Source organism: Flavobacterium sp. WC2421 (assembly GCF_040822115.1).
GTDB lineage: Bacteria > Bacteroidota > Bacteroidia > Flavobacteriales > Flavobacteriaceae > Flavobacterium.
The window spans coordinates 67,812-85,719 of record NZ_CP162004.1 but is presented as its reverse complement, the minus strand read 5'-3'; the positions used below and the strand labels follow the sequence as shown (position 1 = coordinate 85,719).

The following is a 17,908-nucleotide window of genomic DNA, read 5'->3' as shown; positions in this document are numbered from 1 at the left end:
TATCATAATTTCACATTTAGAATTTATACAAAAAAATGATATATAAAAGAAGTAGTCAGCTTTTTGCTGAAGCAGAAAAAGTAATACCTGGTGGTGTAAACTCACCAGTAAGAGCATTTAAAGCGGTAGGAGGAACTCCGATTTTTGTAAAAAGTGCCAAAGGAGCCTATTTATACGATGAAGACGGAAATCGTTTAATTGATTACATTAATTCATGGGGGCCAATGATTTTGGGACATGCTTTTGAACCAGTTGTACAAGCAGTAATTGAGAAAGCTAAACTAGGAACCTCTTTTGGAATGCCTACCGAATTAGAAACTCAAATTGCAGCCTTAGCTGTTGCAATGGTGCCCAATATTGATAAAATACGTTTTGTAAATTCAGGAACCGAAGCTTGTATGAGCGCCGTAAGACTAGCTCGTGGATTTACAAAAAGAGATAAAATAGTAAAATTTGCTGGTTGTTATCACGGCCATTCTGATTCATTTTTGATTCAGGCAGGAAGTGGTGCAATTACTTTCGGTAGTCCTAATAGTCCCGGAGTTACGGAAGGAACTGCCAAGGATACTTTATTGGCTAATTACAATGATTTAGAAAACGTAAAGACTTTAATTGAAGCCAATGAAAATGAAATTGCAGCAATTATTGTAGAACCTGTTGCAGGAAACATGGGTTGTATTCCTCCAAATAAAGGGTTTCTTGAAGGATTAAGAACACTTTGTACTGCTAATGGAATTCTACTTATTTTTGATGAGGTAATGACCGGATTCCGATTAGCAAGAGGTGGAGTTCAAGAACTTTTTAATGTGGATGCTGATATTGTTTGTTTCGGAAAAGTAATCGGTGGAGGTTTACCTGTGGGTGCTTTTGCTGCTCGCGAAGAAATAATGAATTACTTAGCGCCTCTAGGACCTGTTTATCAAGCAGGAACACTATCGGGAAATCCACTTGCTATGGCCGCTGGATTAGCCATGTTGCAAACATTAGATAATGATCGTGCTATTTTTCAAAGATTAGCAGATAAAACAGCCTACTTACATGAAGGGATTGATAAAGTTTTGAAAGCTAATAATGTTGTTTTTACAATCAATAGAATTGGTTCGATGATTTCAGTACATTTTGATGCGAGACCAGTTGTTGATCTTAAAACGGCAGGGAACGGTGACAATGAAACTTTTAAGAAATTCTTCCACGGATTATTAAATGAAGGGGTTTATATTGCGCCTTCAGCGTATGAAACTTGGTTTATTACGGATGCACTTTCATATGAAGATTTGGATTTTACGATTCAAGCCGTTGACAAAGTTGCTAAAACTTTTTAATACAAAAAAAAACTCTCGGCATTAACCGAGAGTTTTTTTTAAAATTATTTTTTCATTTCTTCTTTTGTGTTTCTTTCATGCATCCCTCTTCTTTGATGCATTCCTTTTCTATGATGATGGTTCTTTTTCATAGCATCCCATTTTTCAAATTGCTCCGGAGATAATATGTTTTTCATTTTTGCTTTCATAGCAATTTGTTCGTCTAACATTTTGTTTTTCATGGCAAAACGTTCGTCACTAGTCATCTCTTTCTTATCTGCCTTATGAGCCTCTCTCAAAGCTTCTCTTTTTTTGCTTTGTTCCATAATGACTTGTTTCATTTGATCTTGCTGTTTTGCATTTAAATCCAGTTCTAATGTCATTTTTTTCAACATTAGCTGATTTCGTTGTTCAGGAGTTAATTTTTCCATCTCAGCTCTATGTTGTTTTTTTTCCATTCCTTTAGAGTCTTGTGCAAAGCTTGTCATACTAACAACCAATAATGCAGCAATAAGTAATTTTTTCATTTTTATTATTTTTAAGTTATAGTAATAAGACAGGGATACGTTTCAAAGGTTTAATCCTTAACAAAAGTTTAATAAAAGCTAAAATTTATTTGATATTTTTAAAAATGGTAAGCTATCTTTGCACAGTGAAAAAAATCGCACTCATAATCATTATAGTTCTTTTTCTAAAACCAGTGTTTCCGGTTATAGACTATATCGTTAATTATGATTATATCTCTACAGTACTTTGTGTAAATAAAGACAAACCAGAGTTGCATTGTAATGGAAAGTGTCAGTTGATGAAAGAACTGGCAAATGCAGCTGATGATGAAAAACCCCTTTCTACCAATAAAAAAACAAATACCAATACGTTAAACGACCTTTTTGTTCAGGAAGTAAGTGAGTATGTATTTATGATTGGTAATAAACCAGTTCAATATATTTTAAATTCTAAATACACTAATTTATATTCCCATTTAGAAGTATACTCTATTTTTCATCCCCCAATTTTTATTTCTTAAATTTTAGTAAAAGCAGTGCCAGCTGTACTTTTCATTTGAACATCTTCATTTGAAAGAGACTTGTGCGCAAAATTATTTTAAAAAAAGAATGAAAATTTAAAAAAAGAATGAAAAATATATTGAATAAAGCAATTGCAATTATTGCTATTAGTATAGCATTTGCTTCATGCTCAAGTGATGAAATCGCAATTACAGGAACAGGAAATCTAGGAGTTGAATTTGATAATGCTTTTGGAGCCAATGATTTAATATTAGGAACTCAAGCAAATACCACTTCAAATAGTGAAATGCTTAAAATTAGTACCGTAAAATATATCATTAGTAATATCGTCTTGACAAAGGAAGATGGAACTACTTTTACCTATCCTAAAAGTCAAAGTTATTTTATTATTGATGAATCAGATTCTAATAAAAGAGTAGCGGAACTGGAAGGAATTCCTGCTGGAAATTACACCAAAATAAAATTCGGACTCGGAGTAGATAAAGCACAATGGGAACTTGGAGCAATAGGGCAAGGCGATTTTTTAGCTCAAGCTCAAGCAGCAGGAATGATGTGGAGTTGGTCAGCAGGTTATAAATTTGTGGCTTTCGAAGGAACATTTACCTCACCAACAGTAACAACTGCAAAAGATTTTAAAGTACACACAGGACAAACGGGAACCGATTATAATTATACCGAAGTAACACTTGATTTACCAACAAATGCGATGGTGAGAACAACAATTACTCCTGAAATCCACGTTGTTTCTGATGTATCTAAAATCATCGACGGAACAAATAAATTCAAATTATCTGACAATGCAACTATTATGGGAGGTTCCAGCTTAGCACTTATCACGGCTAACCTATCTAATATGTTTACCGTTGCTCATGTTCATAATGATTAAATAATTAAGGAGGAGCACAACTATTCTTTTTCATAAGGAATAGTTGTCCCGCCTTACCCTTTATCCACGCCAAAAAAGGCGCGGGATATCGGTTCAGTCGGGGCTATTTAGGACTTCTTCGTTTCTAAAACATTTGAGATGAGAAAAATATATTATTGCTTGTTGCTATTTCCATTTTTATTCAGCTGTACGGATAATGACGATGCTTATATCAATAAACCATTGGCTGTTGTAGTTCCGTCCAATTTTCCAGAATTAGCCTATAACATTGCTCTTAATCCACCAACGGAAAAAGGATTTGAGCTAGGGAAAAAGTTGTTCTATGACGGCCGTTTGTCCTCAGATGGATTAGTTTCATGTGGATTTTGTCACATTCAGGAAAATGCATTTACACATCATGGGCACACTTTTAGTCATGGAGTAGGAGAAGGTATTGGAACTAGGAACACACCGGCTATCCAAAACATGGCCTACCAAACTACATTTATGTATGATGGAGCAGCGAATCATCTCGATTTACAACCCATAATACCGTTAACAAGTACTGTGGAAATGAATGGAGATTTAAATGCTATTCTAGTAATGATGAAAGCCGATCCAGTCTATAAAACCTTGTTTAAGCAGGCTTTTACAAATGGAGACATTACTATTGAGAACATGCTGAAAGCACTTTCCCAGTTTATGGTGATGCTCACTTCATCTGACTCTAAGTTTGATAAATACAGAAGGGTTGAAACTGGAGGAAGCTTGACCACTGAGGAACTAGCAGGATATGCATTGTTTAATACAAAATGTGCTTCGTGCCACGCCACTGATTTGATGACGGATAACTCGTTCCGTAATAATGGATTGGTAATAAACCCTGCAATAAATGATGTAGGAAGGTATCGTGTTACGGAACTCGCCACCGATTATTATAAGTTTAAAGTGCCTAGTTTACGCAACGTAGCGATGACTGCTCCTTACATGCATGATGGTCGCTTTGGAACTTTAGAATCAGTATTGGATTATTACAGTTCAGGAGTTACTGATTCGCCAACATTGGATCCTATTTTAAAACAAAATGGTATTGTAGGGATTCCTCTTACTGCCACACAGAAAGTACAATTAATTACATTCTTAAATACATTAACCGACAATCAATATCTTACAGATAAACGATTTTCAGAATATTAATTACAATGAAAAATAAAATAATAATAACTCTTTTTTCGCTTTTTGCTATTCAGTATGCATCTGCAAAGATTGAAAACGACAGCATTTCCAGATTCACCTTTGTAAAAATGCAATTGCTGGATGATTGTGATGCATGTGGCTGTTCGGCAAGTGGTGGAAGTATGGGATTTAGCTCTATGCTTAATAGTAATTTTATTGGTGTTCGTTATTTTAATCAAAGTTATACGAGTCGTGATGGAATTTTTGCCAATTCCCCATGGATTGATGAAAACTTCAATACCGTACAAGTTTGGGCTAGAATTCCGGTAACACCAAAAATTCAACTAGCCGCCTTAATTCCGTATCAGTTTCATGAAAGAGCACTTACCACGGGAACGGAAAATATTCAAGGTCTTGGAGATATTTCAGTAATTGCAACCTATTCCGTTTATCAAACGGAAAAAGACAGCACGCTGTTTACGCATAATCTACAAGTTGGTGGAGGTGTGAAAATACCAACAGGTAAGTTTAATGAGGCAAATAATTCAGGAAGTGTAAACCAGAGTTTTCAGGTAGGTACAGGAAGTTTTGACTATCTGTTTGTGACTGAATATGTAATAAAAAAGCAAAATTTGGGTTTGAATGCTATGTTGAATTATACTGTTAAAACAGAAAATAAAAAGAATTATCAGTATGGGAATCAGCTTAATTATGGAAGTACTTTATTCTATCTTTTAGACTTTGATGCTATAAAACTGATGCCGCAAGTTGGTCTTGCTGGTGAGGTTTATGAGTCCAATAAGCAATATGGGACTACATTGCCTGATACTTCTGGAGCTATTCTGTTTAGTAAATTTGGTTTAGAAGCGGGGAAAGATAAGTTTTCTATTGGTGTCAATGCCATGTTTCCTATCAATCAAAATTTATCTAGTGGACGAATTGAAGCCAATTATCGTTGGAGTGTGAATTTGAATTATACTTTGTAAAAAGCACTTTTTTTGTAACAATTTAAATTTTTATAAAAGCTTGAATTTTGGAGATGCGTCTTCAAAATTCAAGTTTTTTTGTTTTATCTAAAATTAGAGCATGATAAATATCAGTTTTTTTATGGGGGATAATAACAATATTTGTGGATTATTTATTTAAAATTATAATCAATGACAACTACAAAACCATTACATACATTTCATATTCCTGTTATGGGATTGGCATACACGATTGATAGTCCGATTCGAGTTGCAAAATTTGGAATTTCCTCAGTGATTTCAATTATTGATGATGATCTTATTGAAAAAATGAGTGCTTTTTACAGCTCTAAATTCAATCTTCCTTATCAAGAAATCACACAAAAAATGCATGATTATCGTGCAAAAAGAATTACAACTTATTTGAATCTGGTTGACAAAATTGTAAAAGATAAGTTTGAAAACTTTAAAAATGAATTGTCTGAAAGCAAAATAGCATTAGACAATTATATTGCAATGTTGCCTAACAAATCAGCCATTAAAATTGGGTTGCAAAACATGATGGAAGACGGCAAGGAAGCAATTATGAATTATCTGGAAAGTAATCTAAGCCCTGGTGATATTGATGTGAATATCATGACTAAAATTGACAAGGATAATTTTATAAAAGACGAACAATTGCCTACTGAGTTTAATGACGCGCATGCTTCACTTCGTGGTTTTGCAAATAGTAATTTGTCATCATCGGTTGTGCTTTCTGCAGGGATGAACCCCAGATTGTATAGCTATTTCGAAAATTTCGATGTTTTTTTTCCAGATGAAAATAATCATCTGAATAAAAAAATTATTTTAAAAGTTAGTGATTTTCGTTCGGCCATGATACAAGGAAATTTTTTAGCTAAGAAAGGACTTTGGGTTTCTGAGTACCGCGTAGAATCAGGATTGAATTGTGGAGGACATGCTTTCGCAACTGACGGTTATTTATTAGGACCTATTTTAGAAGAATTCAAAGAAAAGAAAGAACAATTAATTCAATCAGCTCATGAATTGATGGTAAAAGCTTTAGCTATTAAAGGGAAATACATTCCAGAAAATCCATTAGAATTAAAAATTACGGTTCAAGGTGGAGTAGGAACCGCAACAGAACATGACTTTTTATTGGATCACTATCAAGTGGATTCTGTCGGTTGGGGAAGTCCTTTTTTATTGGTTCCCGAGGCAACTTCTGTAGATGTCCATACCCGTGAATTATTGGCGAAAGCCAAAGAAGAAGATTTGTATCTAAGTCCAATTTCGCCATTAGGAATTCCATTTAACACTTTGAGAGGAACGACAAATGAAACCCTCAAGCAAAAACGAATTCAAGATAATAAAGCAGGAAGTTCGTGTCCTAAAAGGTTTTTAGCATTGAGTAAGGAATTTGGAGCCGAAGGAATTTGTACCGCTTCTAAGAAATACCAAGATGTAAAATTGCAAGAATTAGAGGTGGAAAAAGAAACTTTGACAGCAACAATGTACGCGAATGCTAAAAATAAAATCACTGACAAATCCTGTCTTTGCGTTGGATTAGCCAATGCGTCTTATCTTGAAAACGACCTAAAAATTAAAGGGCAAGCACAAGGAGTGGTCATTTGTCCAGGACCCAATATGGCGTATTTTGATCATGAAGTTTCATTAATAAAAATGGTACAACATATTTATGGAAATGATACTGTATTAGATGGGGAAGGCCGTCCAAACATGTTTGTCAAAGAGTTGAAGATGTATATCGATTATTTAAAAAATGAAATTGCTACTGTTTCTGCATCCATAACAGCGGGACAAATTAAAAAATGGAACTTGTTTAAAAATAATCTTTTAGAGGGTATCGGATATTATGAGAATTTATTTGCAACTCCGTTTTTTGTAAAGGATTTTGTGAATAGTAAAATTGATTTATTAGATCAGTATAAAACCGAAATTGCAAATATCAAAATTCCAGAATTGGAATTAGCTTAAAAAAAGCGGCTTGAATTTTCAAGCCGCTTTTTTTATTTACCTTCTGAAATTGAGATTCTCAAAAACTAGTTTAATGAATTGGTTGTTCAAAAAAATAATTAGGCTTTTAGTTCTGCCATATCCGCCAGCATAGTATCTAGCTTTTTTAATATTCTTCCGTATACAAGATTCAAATCCCATTTCCCGATTCTCCCTCCGAAATAAGCTAATAAACTAATAATAGTAATCGCTATGATGATTAGAATTAGGGGAAAGCCTAAGATTAAATAGGTGTTGGGGTATTCCAAAAGCAAATAGTTTAAAAGTCTGTCACCCGGAACGTCTCCTCCAATGCTTCCAAACCAAAAACCGGAAACCATGATTATGAATACATAAGGATATAAAAAAGTTGACAACTTAGTGTTTACTGAAACCATTTCTTTTGTCCATTTGTCAAACGAAAGGAGGTATTGGTAACTGCTAACGGTTTTGTCTATTTTGTCTAAACTTTTACCAAATTTATCAGCAATAGCAGCTAATACATTAAATAAAATAAATATTCCGATACCCATATAGGGTATTTTGACTAAAAAAGAAATAGGTAAAATGATAAAGGCAAATGCAAGAACTGCAATCCGATTTATTTTATACATTCTTTTAAATTGTTCTACTATATCTATCGACTTTCGATTGTAGAGGTCATTCAATTTTGGTGCTATTAAAGCATCATTTTTCAAAAAACCTTCGTTCCAAATTGTTTCAATTGACTTTTCCATCTAATAATTTTTTTAAGCGTTCTTTAATTCTTTTAATGCGCACCCCAATGTTGTTTTGGTTTGTTCCAATAATTTCAGCAATTTCTTGGTACGACTTTTCTTCTAAATAAAGCATAATGACTGCTCTATCAATTTCAGATAATTGTCTGATGGCTTGAAAGAGTTGGTTAAGAGATTCATCTACAAAAGAACGGCTGTCCTCTATTGCCTCGTCAGGCATAGCATCAGAAACGAAATGATGTTTCTTTTTTTTCTTCAGTAAAGTCAAACACACATTCAATGATATCCTGTAAATCCAAGTAGACCATTCTGATTGTTCACGGAAATTAGCATGACTTTTCCAAATCTGTAAACAAACTTCTTGGTAGTAATCTTCAAAATCCTCTTGGGTGTTAGTATACGCCCTGCAAATCTTGATAATGATTCCTGAATACGGTAAAATGAATGTGGTGTAAAAATCGCTACTCACTATGTTTTTTCTTAATTAGTGGCTAAAGTTTAGAATTATTACAGGTAAAAGATTTTTTTTTTTTAAAGTTATCAAAAAAGGCTAAATTTTAAGCTCGCTTTTTTAGTAGAGGAGTAATTTGATTTAGCATTTGTTTTTATACGCTACCACAATTTTTTGTATGGCATTTAGTGAAAGTTTATGAATTAAAAAATGAGTTTGAAAAGGTTCTCAAACTCATTTTTTAATCTGAATAAGTACTGAATTGTTAATTCCAGAATTGATCTTCTTCATTTTCTATAAAGGCCATTTTTGAATGTGCTTCTTCGATTTCAGTTAGCTGCTCTACCGATGCAAATTTTTGAATTTCAGCATAAAGAGTATGTTCTTCAAAGCGGATGTGTGATTCTATTTCTTCTTCAATTTGGACTAACGTTTTTTCAATTTGTTCTGATTTTTTGAATAAACGCCTTAATCGGCGGTGGTCTGTCAAAGCTCTTTTAATCAATTCATTTTGATTGCCTAAAATAGGAAAAAGAAGTTCTTCTTCCAGTTGTAAATGTGGAACTATTTGATTTTCATAATACCAATCTACATATTTCTTAATTCGTTTTGGTTCTATTTTTTTGTTAAATCCAATTCTAATTTTCCTGCTTAAAAGTAATCCGTTATGATGATGAACAGTAATGGATTGTAATTCTTTAGCTCGTTTAATAGGTAATGATTCTGACATAATGACTTTGTTTATAATTCTTTAAAATATAGGACTAGTATATTTATCAAGAAGTAATATTGATCTTTCCTTAAAATAAAAAAGGAGTTCCAATTGGAACTCCTTTTTGTATCTCTATTATCCTTTCAATCGGCACGCTTTAACATCACCTTCAACAACTACTTCGGTCATTCCAAGTGAAGAAAGGTTTTTCATGGCTTTATCCCATTTTTTACCGCTTAATTCTGATTTTATTTTTAGTAAACCAAATTCCATTTGGTTATCATTTGCTTCTAAAATAGCAACAATTGTTTTTTCATCTGCTTCAAGCTCCACCACAATTTGTTTTTTCTCTGGACGCATTTGTGGAAACAACAATACTTCTTGAATAGAGGCATTATTAGTCAAGAACATAATTAAACGGTCCATTCCAATTCCCATTCCTGATGTAGGAGGCATTCCGTATTCTAATGCTCTAAGGAAATCTTCGTCAATAAATTCAGTCGCTTCATCATCTCCTTTTGCAGCTAGTTTTAATTGCTCTTCAAAACGTTCTCTTTGGTCAATTGGGTCGTTTAATTCGGAATACGCATTGGCTACTTCTTTACCACAAACCATTAATTCAAAACGTTCGGTCAAATCTGAATTATCACGGTGCTCTTTACAAAGTGGAGACATTTCCTTTGGGTAATCAGTGATGAATGTTGGCTGAATGTAATTTCCTTCGCATTTAGCGCCAAAAATCTCATCAATCAATTTTCCTTTACCCATGGTAGCGTCAACCTCAATTCCCATTCCGCGAGCCGCTTCAAAAAGTTCCGTTTCACTTTTTCCTGAAATATCAAAACCAGTAAAATGTTTGATAGAATCAGTCATAGTAACGCGAGCATAAGGTGCTTTAAAGTTGATAGTGTGTTCTCCAAAAGTCGCTTCACTAGTTCCATTAACAGCAATTGCGCAATGCTCTAGAAGATCTTCGGCAAACTCCATCATCCAGTTGTAGTCTTTATAGGCTACATATATTTCCATAGCGGTAAATTCTGGGTTATGGGTTCTATCCATTCCTTCATTTCTGAAGTTTTTAGAAAACTCATAAACTCCTTCAAAACCACCAACAATTAATCTTTTTAAATACAATTCGTTTGCAATACGCATGTAAAGCGGAATGTCGAGCGAGTTGTGATGTGTGATAAACGGACGTGCTGCTGCTCCACCAGGAATCGGTTGTAAAACTGGAGTCTCCACCTCAAGATATCCTCTATCATTAAAGAAATTACGCATCGCATTGAACATTTTTGTTCTTTTGATAAACGTTTCTTTCACATTTTGATTCACAGTTAAATCCACATAACGCATTCTATAACGCAATTCAGCGTCATTAAAAGCATCGTGTACTTTTCCGTCCTCATCTACTTTTGGTAAAGGCAACGGACGTAATGTTTTGCTCAAAAAAGTAAAACCATCCACACGAATACATTGCGCGCCTACTTTAGTAGTAAACAATTCTCCTTCAATACCAATAAAATCACCTAAATCAGTTAATTTTTTAAATACCTGATTGTATAATGTTTTATCATCACCTTCACACAATACATCGCGATTCACATACAATTGTATGCGCCCTTCGCTATCTTGTAGTTCAGCAAAACAAGCTTTTCCTTGATCTCTCACACTCATCAAACGCCCAGCAACAATGACCTTTTTACCTTCTTCAAAGCTTTCCTTTATTTGCTTCGAAGTATGATTTACTGGAAAAAGATTAGCTGGATAAGGGTTTATTCCCAAATTGCGTAAGTTTTGTAGTTTTTCTCTACGGATAATTTCTTGTTCTGATAATGCCATTTTATGCTGATTTTAAGAGCGCAAAGATACTTTATAAGTCGCAAAATCGCAAAGTTTTATGGGAGCAAAGTTTTTTTTGGAGCATTTTCCAGCTTTCCGTTACAATCTTTAGTTTTTTAAAGAAAAAAACTAAAGGATTTCTACTTTAATCTGGGCTAGGGATTCGAGTAATTATACTATATTCGATACTAATTTATAATCCAAATTTAAAAACTTGAAAACTAAAATATATCTACTTCTCATTTTAATGGTATCCTTAACTAGTTGCCAAATAACAGAAACTATTTATTTAAACCAAGATGGCTCTGGTAAAATAGAAACGGAATCGCTACGGGACGAAAATAGTTATATGCAATTGTCTGGTGAAAATTATTCAAAAGAGGAGAAATTTGAAGACACCACTTATATTTTTAAGGATTACATAAATAAATATTCGGAGAATTTTTTAAAACTTCCAGCATTCGAAAAAGCTATTTTTCAAAAATATGCAGCAGTACAGGTTCATATTAAGAATAGTTCTTATGAGAAAGAATTTCGAACAAAGATGAATCTAGATTTCAATAATATGCAAGAAGTGCCTGATTTATATAAAACTCAAGAATATGCAGATGATTTAGAACATAATTATGCTTTATCTGCCGAAGAACATTATTATAATGTCAGTTATACTTTTGACGGAAGTCATTTTAAAAGAATGGTAAAAATTACTGATGGAGCTGAATTAAAAAAACAGCAGGATAAAATAGCCGAATTAAAAACTCGGTTTTCTAATTTAAAAATAAGTCAGCCATATGTTTTACGCTACCATTTTCCTAAAAAAATAAAATCTGTTTCGAACACAAATGCAAAATTAAGCGCAGACAAAAAATCATTGGAATTACATTTTCTATTGACAGATTGTCTTCAAAATCCTGAGATTACTAATTTGGAAGTAGTTTTAGAGTAATGATGTTGAACTTAAAAAATCGTTTTTCTTGTCAAGTCGAGCGCAGTCGAGACTCATCTAGTTGGTCTCGACTGCGCTCGACTTGACAAATGTGTAATAGAAAACAACTTATTCATTCTTAAAAACTTTGTACCTTTGTCCCTCTGAAAATTTGAGACTTCAAAAAATGAATAAAACAATCCAACTTCAAGATTTAGGAAATAAAGACTACAAAGCAACTTGGGAATACCAAGAAGAATTGTTTAAAGGAGTTGTAGATTTAAAAATTAAGAATAGGAGAGAAGAACTAGAATTAGAAACGCCCAATTATTTTCTATTTGTAGAGCATCCGCATGTGTATACATTAGGGAAAAGTGGGGATTTGAGTAATTTATTGTTATCCGAAAAACAATTGGAAGACAAAGGAGCTACTTTCTACAAAATCAATCGTGGTGGTGATATTACCTATCATGGGCCAGGACAAATTGTAGGTTATCCTATTTTAGACTTAGAAAATTTCTTTACTGACATTCATAAATACTTGCGTTTTCTCGAAGAATCTATTATTCTTACACTTCAAGAATACGGTTTAGAATGTGGACGAAGCGAAGGAGAAACCGGAGTTTGGCTAGGTGTTGGAACTCCTTTTGCACGAAAAATATGTGCTATGGGTGTTCGTGCTTCGCGCTGGGTAACCATGCATGGATTTGCTTTAAATGTCAATGCCGATTTGGGATATTTTGACAACATCATTCCTTGCGGAATTCGAGGCAAAGCAGTCACTTCTTTACAAGTAGAATTGGGAGTTGAAAGAGTAGATGAAGAGGAAGTTAAAGGAAAAATTTTGAAACACTTCTCACAATTATTTGATGCAACTTTCGTGAAATCTGAAAGCATCAATCGTTAATCATAGATCAAATTTATACTGTTCCGGCAATAATCGAAAACTCATTCGGTGGTATTTAGTTACCCCATATTTTCTAATTGCTTCTCGATGTTCTTTAGTTGGGTAGCCTTTGTTTTTTTTCCAATTGTACATGGGGAATTCCTCATGAATGGCATTCATATACTCGTCCCGATACGTTTTGGCCAAAACGGAAGCCGCAGCAATACTCATGAATTTAGCATCTCCTTTTACAATGCTTTGATTCGGAATTGATTTTAATAATTCAATTTCAGTTTTTGAAAATTGCTTTCCAAAATTACTTTTTAAACCCAGTTTTGCATTCAATAACCGGTTGCCATCAACAATAATAAATTCGGGTACTGTGTTTAATTTCAAAACACATTCTTGCATTCCTTTCATCGAAGCATTCAAGATATTTATTTCATCAATTTCATTGGGATACAAATGAGTTACAGCAAATGAAACAGCTTGATTTTCGATAATAGGCCTTAGTTTTTCTCTCGTTTTGTCGGTTAACTGCTTGCTGTCATTCAAAATTATATTTTCAAAATCTTGTGGTAGGATTACTGCCGCAGCGGTTACAGGTCCCGCAAGACAACCTCGTCCCGCTTCATCGGTTCCAGTTTCTAGAATAAAATTAGAAAAATTAAGTGCAAGCATATTATTTTTTTGGTTTAACAAAGGTTATGAAATTTTATTAATAATGTTTCGTTATTTTAAATATTTGCAATATTAAGTCTGTAAATTATGGTGTTTTTTTATATGATTTTATCATTTACCTTTGCTCGTATTACTAGTGTGAAAATAATAGCCCTAATTATATATCCGTTTCAATGAGAATCCTCTTTTTTTTATATTTCATAATATTTCCTACTCTTTTATTTTCTCAAGTAAATTCAGGAAATGGCGGCAATAATAACAACAATAATAAATATCAAAGAGAATCAGATTCAATTAAAGTTCAAAAAGTAGCTACGATGGATATGTACCGTTTTATAAACATAGAACGTGATACCACTTATCTCGACACTGCTCTTACTATTAAAAGAGAATATTCGTTTAATTATTTACGAAAAGACATTTTTGGACTTTTACCCTTTTCTAATGAAGGGCAAACCTATAACACACTTCAATATAGTTTAACAGAGTTTTCTCCATATCCAGAATTTGGTTTCAAGGCAAAACATTTTAATTTTTTGGAAGCCAATCAAATTAAATACAGCTCTGTAGCAACTCCAGTAACTGAATTGTACTTCAAATCGGTTATGCAAAAAGGACAATCTCTGGATGCTTTTTTTGCTATAAATACGTCACCTAGACTCAATTTTTCTATCGCTTATAAAGGATTGCGTTCTGAGGGAAAATATATTAATCAGTTGGCTAGTACAGGAAATTTTAGATTCACAACAAGTTACAACACGCTAAATAACCGCTATGTTGCCAATGCTCATTTTACATATCAAGATATTTTAAATGAAGAAAATGGGGGTATAACAACCATTTCTGATTTTGAAAGCGAAGATCCTAAATACGATAATAGACAACGATTGGAGGTTTATTTCAATGATGCCAAATCCTTCTTAAAAGGGAAACGTTTTTTTGTGGATCATTTTTTCAGAGTGAATCCAACCAAGGGAGAAAATAATTTATATGTTGCCCATCAATTCAATTACGAAAATAAGTTTTTCGAATACAATCAAGCTACAGTTCCTTCTACAGTAGGTTCTTCAATTGTTTATAGATTTGGGGATTCTTTTGTAAGTTCTGGAATCAATGATCAAACGCATTACAATAAAATGTATAATAAAGTGGGGTTGGTTTATGAGAATACGACTTTAGGTAAATTTCAGTTTTTTGCCGATGATTTTAGATCGAATTATTACTACAATCAAATATTGATTTTTGATACTAAAACCGTTCCTGCTTCTTTGTCTAGAAATATTAATAGTGCAGGTGGGCAATACGAATATCAAAAAAACAAATGGAACGGAAAATTCTTGTATTCAAGATCGGTTACAAATCAATCGTTGTCGAATTTAGATGCTAAGTTGCATTATGAAATGAATGATGATTATCAATTTTCATTTGGATACCAAAACTTAAATAAACTACCAAACGATAATTACAACTTATATCAAAGTAGTTATATAAATTACAACTGGTCGAATGATTTCAAAAACGAAAAAATAAATTCGATAACAGCCAATGCGTCGACGCCATGGATTGAAGCTTCTCTTCAATTAATGACATTAAATGATCACTTGTATTTTGAAAACACAGCAACTGTTGACAGCCAGCAAATTGTAACGCCAAAACAATATGGTAATACGATAAATTACATTTCTGTTAAAGCGAGTAAGGAATTTAAATTCGGGAGATTTGCTTTAGATAATACCGTTTTATACCAAAAAGCAGATCAACAAGATGCTATTTTAAATGTTCCCGAAATAGTGAGTAGAAACACCATTTATTATACTAATTACCTGTTCAAAAAAGCGTTGTTTTTGCAAACTGGTTTCACATTGAATTATTTCACAAGCTACATGGCGAATGATTATAATCCGGTTATTGGAGAATTTTTTGTTCAAAATAAAAAAGAAATTGGTAATTATCCTAATGTTGATTTTTTCGTTAATGCTCGCATTCAACGAACAAGAATCTACTTCAAAGCAGAGCATTTTAATTCTTCTTTCACAGGAAATAACTTCTATTCAGCACCCAATAGTCCGTATCGTGATTTCACAGTTCGCTTTGGTTTAATCTGGAACTTCTTTAACTAATTCCCATTCGATTTTAAGTTTTTCTTGGGCGTTTCATCCTGCTATCCGCTATAGCTGGCACTTGCTTAAAGGGAGCAAGTAGAGGATGTCGCTTTTATCACGAACGCAAAACAGACTAATTGATGCTATTTTATAACAAAATGCTATCTTTGCGACTACATTTATAACATTTTGCAATTATTAAAATAAAATCAAATGCATTACGCTGAAAATATATTAGGTACAATAGGAAATACTCCTTTGGTTAAATTGAACAAAGTAACCGAAGGAATAGACGCTTTAGTACTTGCCAAAGTGGAAACCTTCAACCCAGGAAATTCTGTAAAAGATAGAATGGCAGTAAAAATGATTGAAGATGCCGAAGCGGACGGCCGTCTAAAACCAGGCGGAACTATTATTGAAGGTACTTCTGGAAATACAGGAATGGGATTAGCCTTAGTAGCAATTATAAAAGGCTACAAATTAATCTGTGTGATTTCTGATAAACAATCCAAAGAAAAAATGGATATTCTACGCGCTGTGGGAGCAAAAGTAGTGGTTTGTCCTACTGATGTAGAGCCTACAGATCCAAGATCATATTATTCTGTTTCTAAAAGATTAGCGGAGGAAACTCCTAATTCTTGGTACGTAAACCAATACGATAATCCATCAAATGCCATAGCACATTACGAACAAACGGGACCGGAAATTTGGGAACAAACAGAAGGTAAGATTACTCATTTTGTTTCGGGTGTAGGAACAGGAGGAACGATTTCAGGAGTAGGAAAATATTTAAAAGAGAAAAATCCAAATATTAAGATTTGGGGAATCGATACTTATGGTTCTGTTTTTAAAAAATACCATGAAACTGGAATTTTTGACGAAAACGAAATCTATTCTTATATCACGGAAGGAATTGGCGAAGATATACTTCCTAAAAATGTTGATTTCTCTTTAATTGACGGGTTTACAAAAGTAACCGATAAGGATGCAGCTGTTTATACGCGTAAAATTGCATTAGAGGAAGGAATATTTGTTGGAAATTCGGCTGGTGCAGCCGTAAAAGGATTATTGCAACTCAAAGAACATTTTAAGAAAGACGATGTAGTAGTCGTGTTATTCCATGATTCTGGAAGTCGTTATGTAGGAAAAATGTTTAATGATGACTGGATGCGCGAACGCGGTTTTCTTGAAGAAACAGTTACAAAAGCCGAGGATGTCATTAAAGATCATATTGATAAACCATTAATTGTAGCAAGAACTGAAGAATTAGTTTCGCATGCAATTGAAAGAATGCGTCAATATAAAATTTCTCAGATTCCTGTAATGGATATTACTGGATTTGTAGGTTCTCTTGATGAATCTGATTTGTTTCAAAGTTATGTAAGCGATAAAAATACCGCTGACAGACCCATTCGTGAGATCATGGGGAAACCCTATCCAATTGTGGAGCTAGGGACTACTATTGAAGCAGTATCTAAATTATTCTCTAGAGAAAACGCAGCTGTTTTGATTGATTTAGGAAACGGGAAACACCATATAATTACCAAATATGATATTATTGGATCAATAAAATAATTTCAAACCAATTTTTTTTTTGCCACGAATTACATAGATAAGCATAAATTAATTTTGTGTGCTATTTTAAATTCGTGGCTTTTTTAATTTCTAAAACGAGTTTTTTTAATTAATTTATATAAATTCGTTGTTGATAATTGCTTACTTATAATTATAATTTACAAATGACTTTTACTGCCATAGATTTTGAAACCGCAACTGCATTCCATCCTTGCTCTGTAGGTATTGTTACCGTAGAAAACGGAATAATTGTGGACGAGTTTGTTACTTTGATCAAGCCTCCCAATAATTTATATTCTCCATTTACCATTCAAGTTCATGGAATATATCCACGTGATACAGTGAATGCAAAAACATTTGCTCAAGTCTATCCCGAAATTCAAAAACGATTACAAAATAGAGTAGTGGTTGCTCATAATGAAAGTTTTGACAGGAATGTATTGGCTAAATCGATGGCACTTTACAATTTAAATTATGAAGATTTAAATATTGCCTCTCGTTGGGAATGTACCGTAAAAATCTATAAAGCCAAAGGGTTAAAACCGACAAAATTAAGTGATTGTTGCCGAGCAATGAATATTGCTTTAAATCATCACGAAGCATTGTCAGATGCTCGAGCTTGTGCTAAACTATATATGATGAGATAAGA

The 17,908-nt window shown here is 33.4% G+C and carries 17 protein-coding genes; 11 read left to right on the top strand and 6 right to left on the bottom strand.

Features of this window, described 5'->3' with window-relative positions; all coding sequences use genetic code 11:
• The first annotated feature begins 35 nt into the window (after positions 1–35).
• The gene (gene hemL, locus AB3G33_RS00405) at positions 36–1,322 is read left to right on the top strand and encodes a glutamate-1-semialdehyde 2,1-aminomutase (protein WP_367771792.1); all 1,287 of its coding nucleotides are present in this window, start codon (positions 36–38) and stop codon (positions 1,320–1,322) included.
• Between the two features lie 44 nt (positions 1,323–1,366).
• Here hemL and AB3G33_RS00400 read toward each other — a convergent pair whose 3' ends face one another.
• A complete protein-coding gene (locus AB3G33_RS00400; protein ID WP_367771789.1) occupies positions 1,367–1,828 on the bottom strand; it encodes a hypothetical protein in 462 nt (153 codons plus the stop codon).
• 104 nt (positions 1,829–1,932) lie between these two features.
• On the opposite strand from AB3G33_RS00400, the gene AB3G33_RS00395 reads away from it, so the two are divergent.
• The 5 genes from AB3G33_RS00395 to AB3G33_RS00375 all read left to right on the top strand — a co-directional run bounded on the left by AB3G33_RS00395 (position 1,933) and on the right by AB3G33_RS00375 (position 7,333).
• Positions 1,933–2,328, top strand: a complete 396-nt coding sequence (locus AB3G33_RS00395) for a hypothetical protein (RefSeq protein WP_367771787.1) — start codon at positions 1,933–1,935, stop codon at positions 2,326–2,328.
• A gap of 107 nt (positions 2,329–2,435) precedes the next feature.
• The gene (locus AB3G33_RS00390) at positions 2,436–3,215 is read left to right on the top strand and encodes an MbnP family protein (RefSeq protein ID WP_367771784.1); all 780 of its coding nucleotides are present in this window, start codon (positions 2,436–2,438) and stop codon (positions 3,213–3,215) included.
• A gap of 138 nt (positions 3,216–3,353) precedes the next feature.
• Complete coding sequence (locus tag AB3G33_RS00385; protein WP_367771781.1) at positions 3,354–4,391, top strand: cytochrome-c peroxidase; 1,038 nt, start codon at positions 3,354–3,356, stop codon at positions 4,389–4,391.
• Positions 4,392–4,396: 5 nt separating this feature from the next.
• On the top strand, positions 4,397–5,356 hold the full coding sequence (locus AB3G33_RS00380) for a transporter (RefSeq protein WP_367754899.1): 960 nt from the start codon (positions 4,397–4,399) through the stop codon (positions 5,354–5,356).
• A gap of 171 nt (positions 5,357–5,527) precedes the next feature.
• Positions 5,528–7,333, top strand: a complete 1,806-nt coding sequence (locus tag AB3G33_RS00375; protein ID WP_367771778.1) for a hypothetical protein — start codon at positions 5,528–5,530, stop codon at positions 7,331–7,333.
• A 98-nt stretch (positions 7,334–7,431) separates the two neighbouring features.
• Here the strand turns inward: AB3G33_RS00375 and AB3G33_RS00370 are convergent, their stop codons facing one another.
• The 4 genes from AB3G33_RS00370 to lysS form a co-directional block, all read right to left on the bottom strand.
• Positions 7,432–8,088, bottom strand: a complete 657-nt coding sequence (locus AB3G33_RS00370; RefSeq protein ID WP_367754895.1) for a hypothetical protein — start codon at positions 8,086–8,088, stop codon at positions 7,432–7,434.
• Positions 8,072–8,557 carry an RNA polymerase sigma factor gene (locus AB3G33_RS00365; protein ID WP_367754893.1) on the bottom strand — a complete coding sequence of 162 codons (486 nt, stop codon included), beginning with the start codon at positions 8,555–8,557 and terminating at the stop codon, positions 8,072–8,074. Before AB3G33_RS00365 ends, AB3G33_RS00370 begins: the two co-directional genes overlap by 17 nt.
• A gap of 247 nt (positions 8,558–8,804) precedes the next feature.
• Positions 8,805–9,269: a hemerythrin domain-containing protein gene (locus tag AB3G33_RS00360; RefSeq protein WP_367754891.1), complete on the bottom strand. Its 465-nt coding sequence runs from the start codon at positions 9,267–9,269 to the stop codon at positions 8,805–8,807.
• 117 nt (positions 9,270–9,386) lie between these two features.
• Positions 9,387–11,090, bottom strand: coding sequence for a lysine--tRNA ligase (lysS, locus tag AB3G33_RS00355; protein WP_367771776.1), 1,704 nt, complete (start codon positions 11,088–11,090; stop codon positions 9,387–9,389).
• A gap of 214 nt (positions 11,091–11,304) precedes the next feature.
• Here lysS and AB3G33_RS00350 point away from each other — a divergent pair, with 214 nt between their 5' ends.
• Together AB3G33_RS00350 and lipB are read left to right on the top strand one after the other, a co-directional pair.
• Positions 11,305–12,036 carry a hypothetical protein gene (locus tag AB3G33_RS00350; RefSeq protein WP_367771774.1) on the top strand — a complete coding sequence of 244 codons (732 nt, stop codon included), beginning with the start codon at positions 11,305–11,307 and terminating at the stop codon, positions 12,034–12,036.
• 166 nt (positions 12,037–12,202) lie between these two features.
• A complete protein-coding gene (gene lipB, locus AB3G33_RS00345; RefSeq protein ID WP_367754885.1) occupies positions 12,203–12,922 on the top strand; it encodes a lipoyl(octanoyl) transferase LipB in 720 nt (239 codons plus the stop codon).
• On the opposite strand, the gene AB3G33_RS00340 is transcribed toward lipB, so the two are convergent.
• Positions 12,923–13,582 (bottom strand): ribonuclease HII, encoded by a 660-nt coding sequence (locus AB3G33_RS00340; protein WP_367771772.1) that lies wholly within the window; start codon positions 13,580–13,582, stop codon positions 12,923–12,925.
• Positions 13,583–13,755: 173 nt separating this feature from the next.
• On the opposite strand from AB3G33_RS00340, the gene AB3G33_RS00335 reads away from it, so the two are divergent.
• The 3 genes from AB3G33_RS00335 (at position 13,756) to AB3G33_RS00325 (ending at position 17,906) form a co-directional block, all read left to right on the top strand.
• Positions 13,756–15,702 (top strand): putative porin, encoded by a 1,947-nt coding sequence (locus tag AB3G33_RS00335; protein WP_367771769.1) that lies wholly within the window; start codon positions 13,756–13,758, stop codon positions 15,700–15,702.
• A gap of 195 nt (positions 15,703–15,897) precedes the next feature.
• The gene (locus AB3G33_RS00330) at positions 15,898–17,259 is read left to right on the top strand and encodes a pyridoxal-phosphate dependent enzyme (RefSeq protein ID WP_367771766.1); all 1,362 of its coding nucleotides are present in this window, start codon (positions 15,898–15,900) and stop codon (positions 17,257–17,259) included.
• 164 nt (positions 17,260–17,423) lie between these two features.
• Positions 17,424–17,906, top strand: a complete 483-nt coding sequence (locus AB3G33_RS00325; RefSeq protein ID WP_367771763.1) for a 3'-5' exonuclease — start codon at positions 17,424–17,426, stop codon at positions 17,904–17,906.
• The last annotated feature ends 2 nt before the right edge of the window (positions 17,907–17,908 follow it).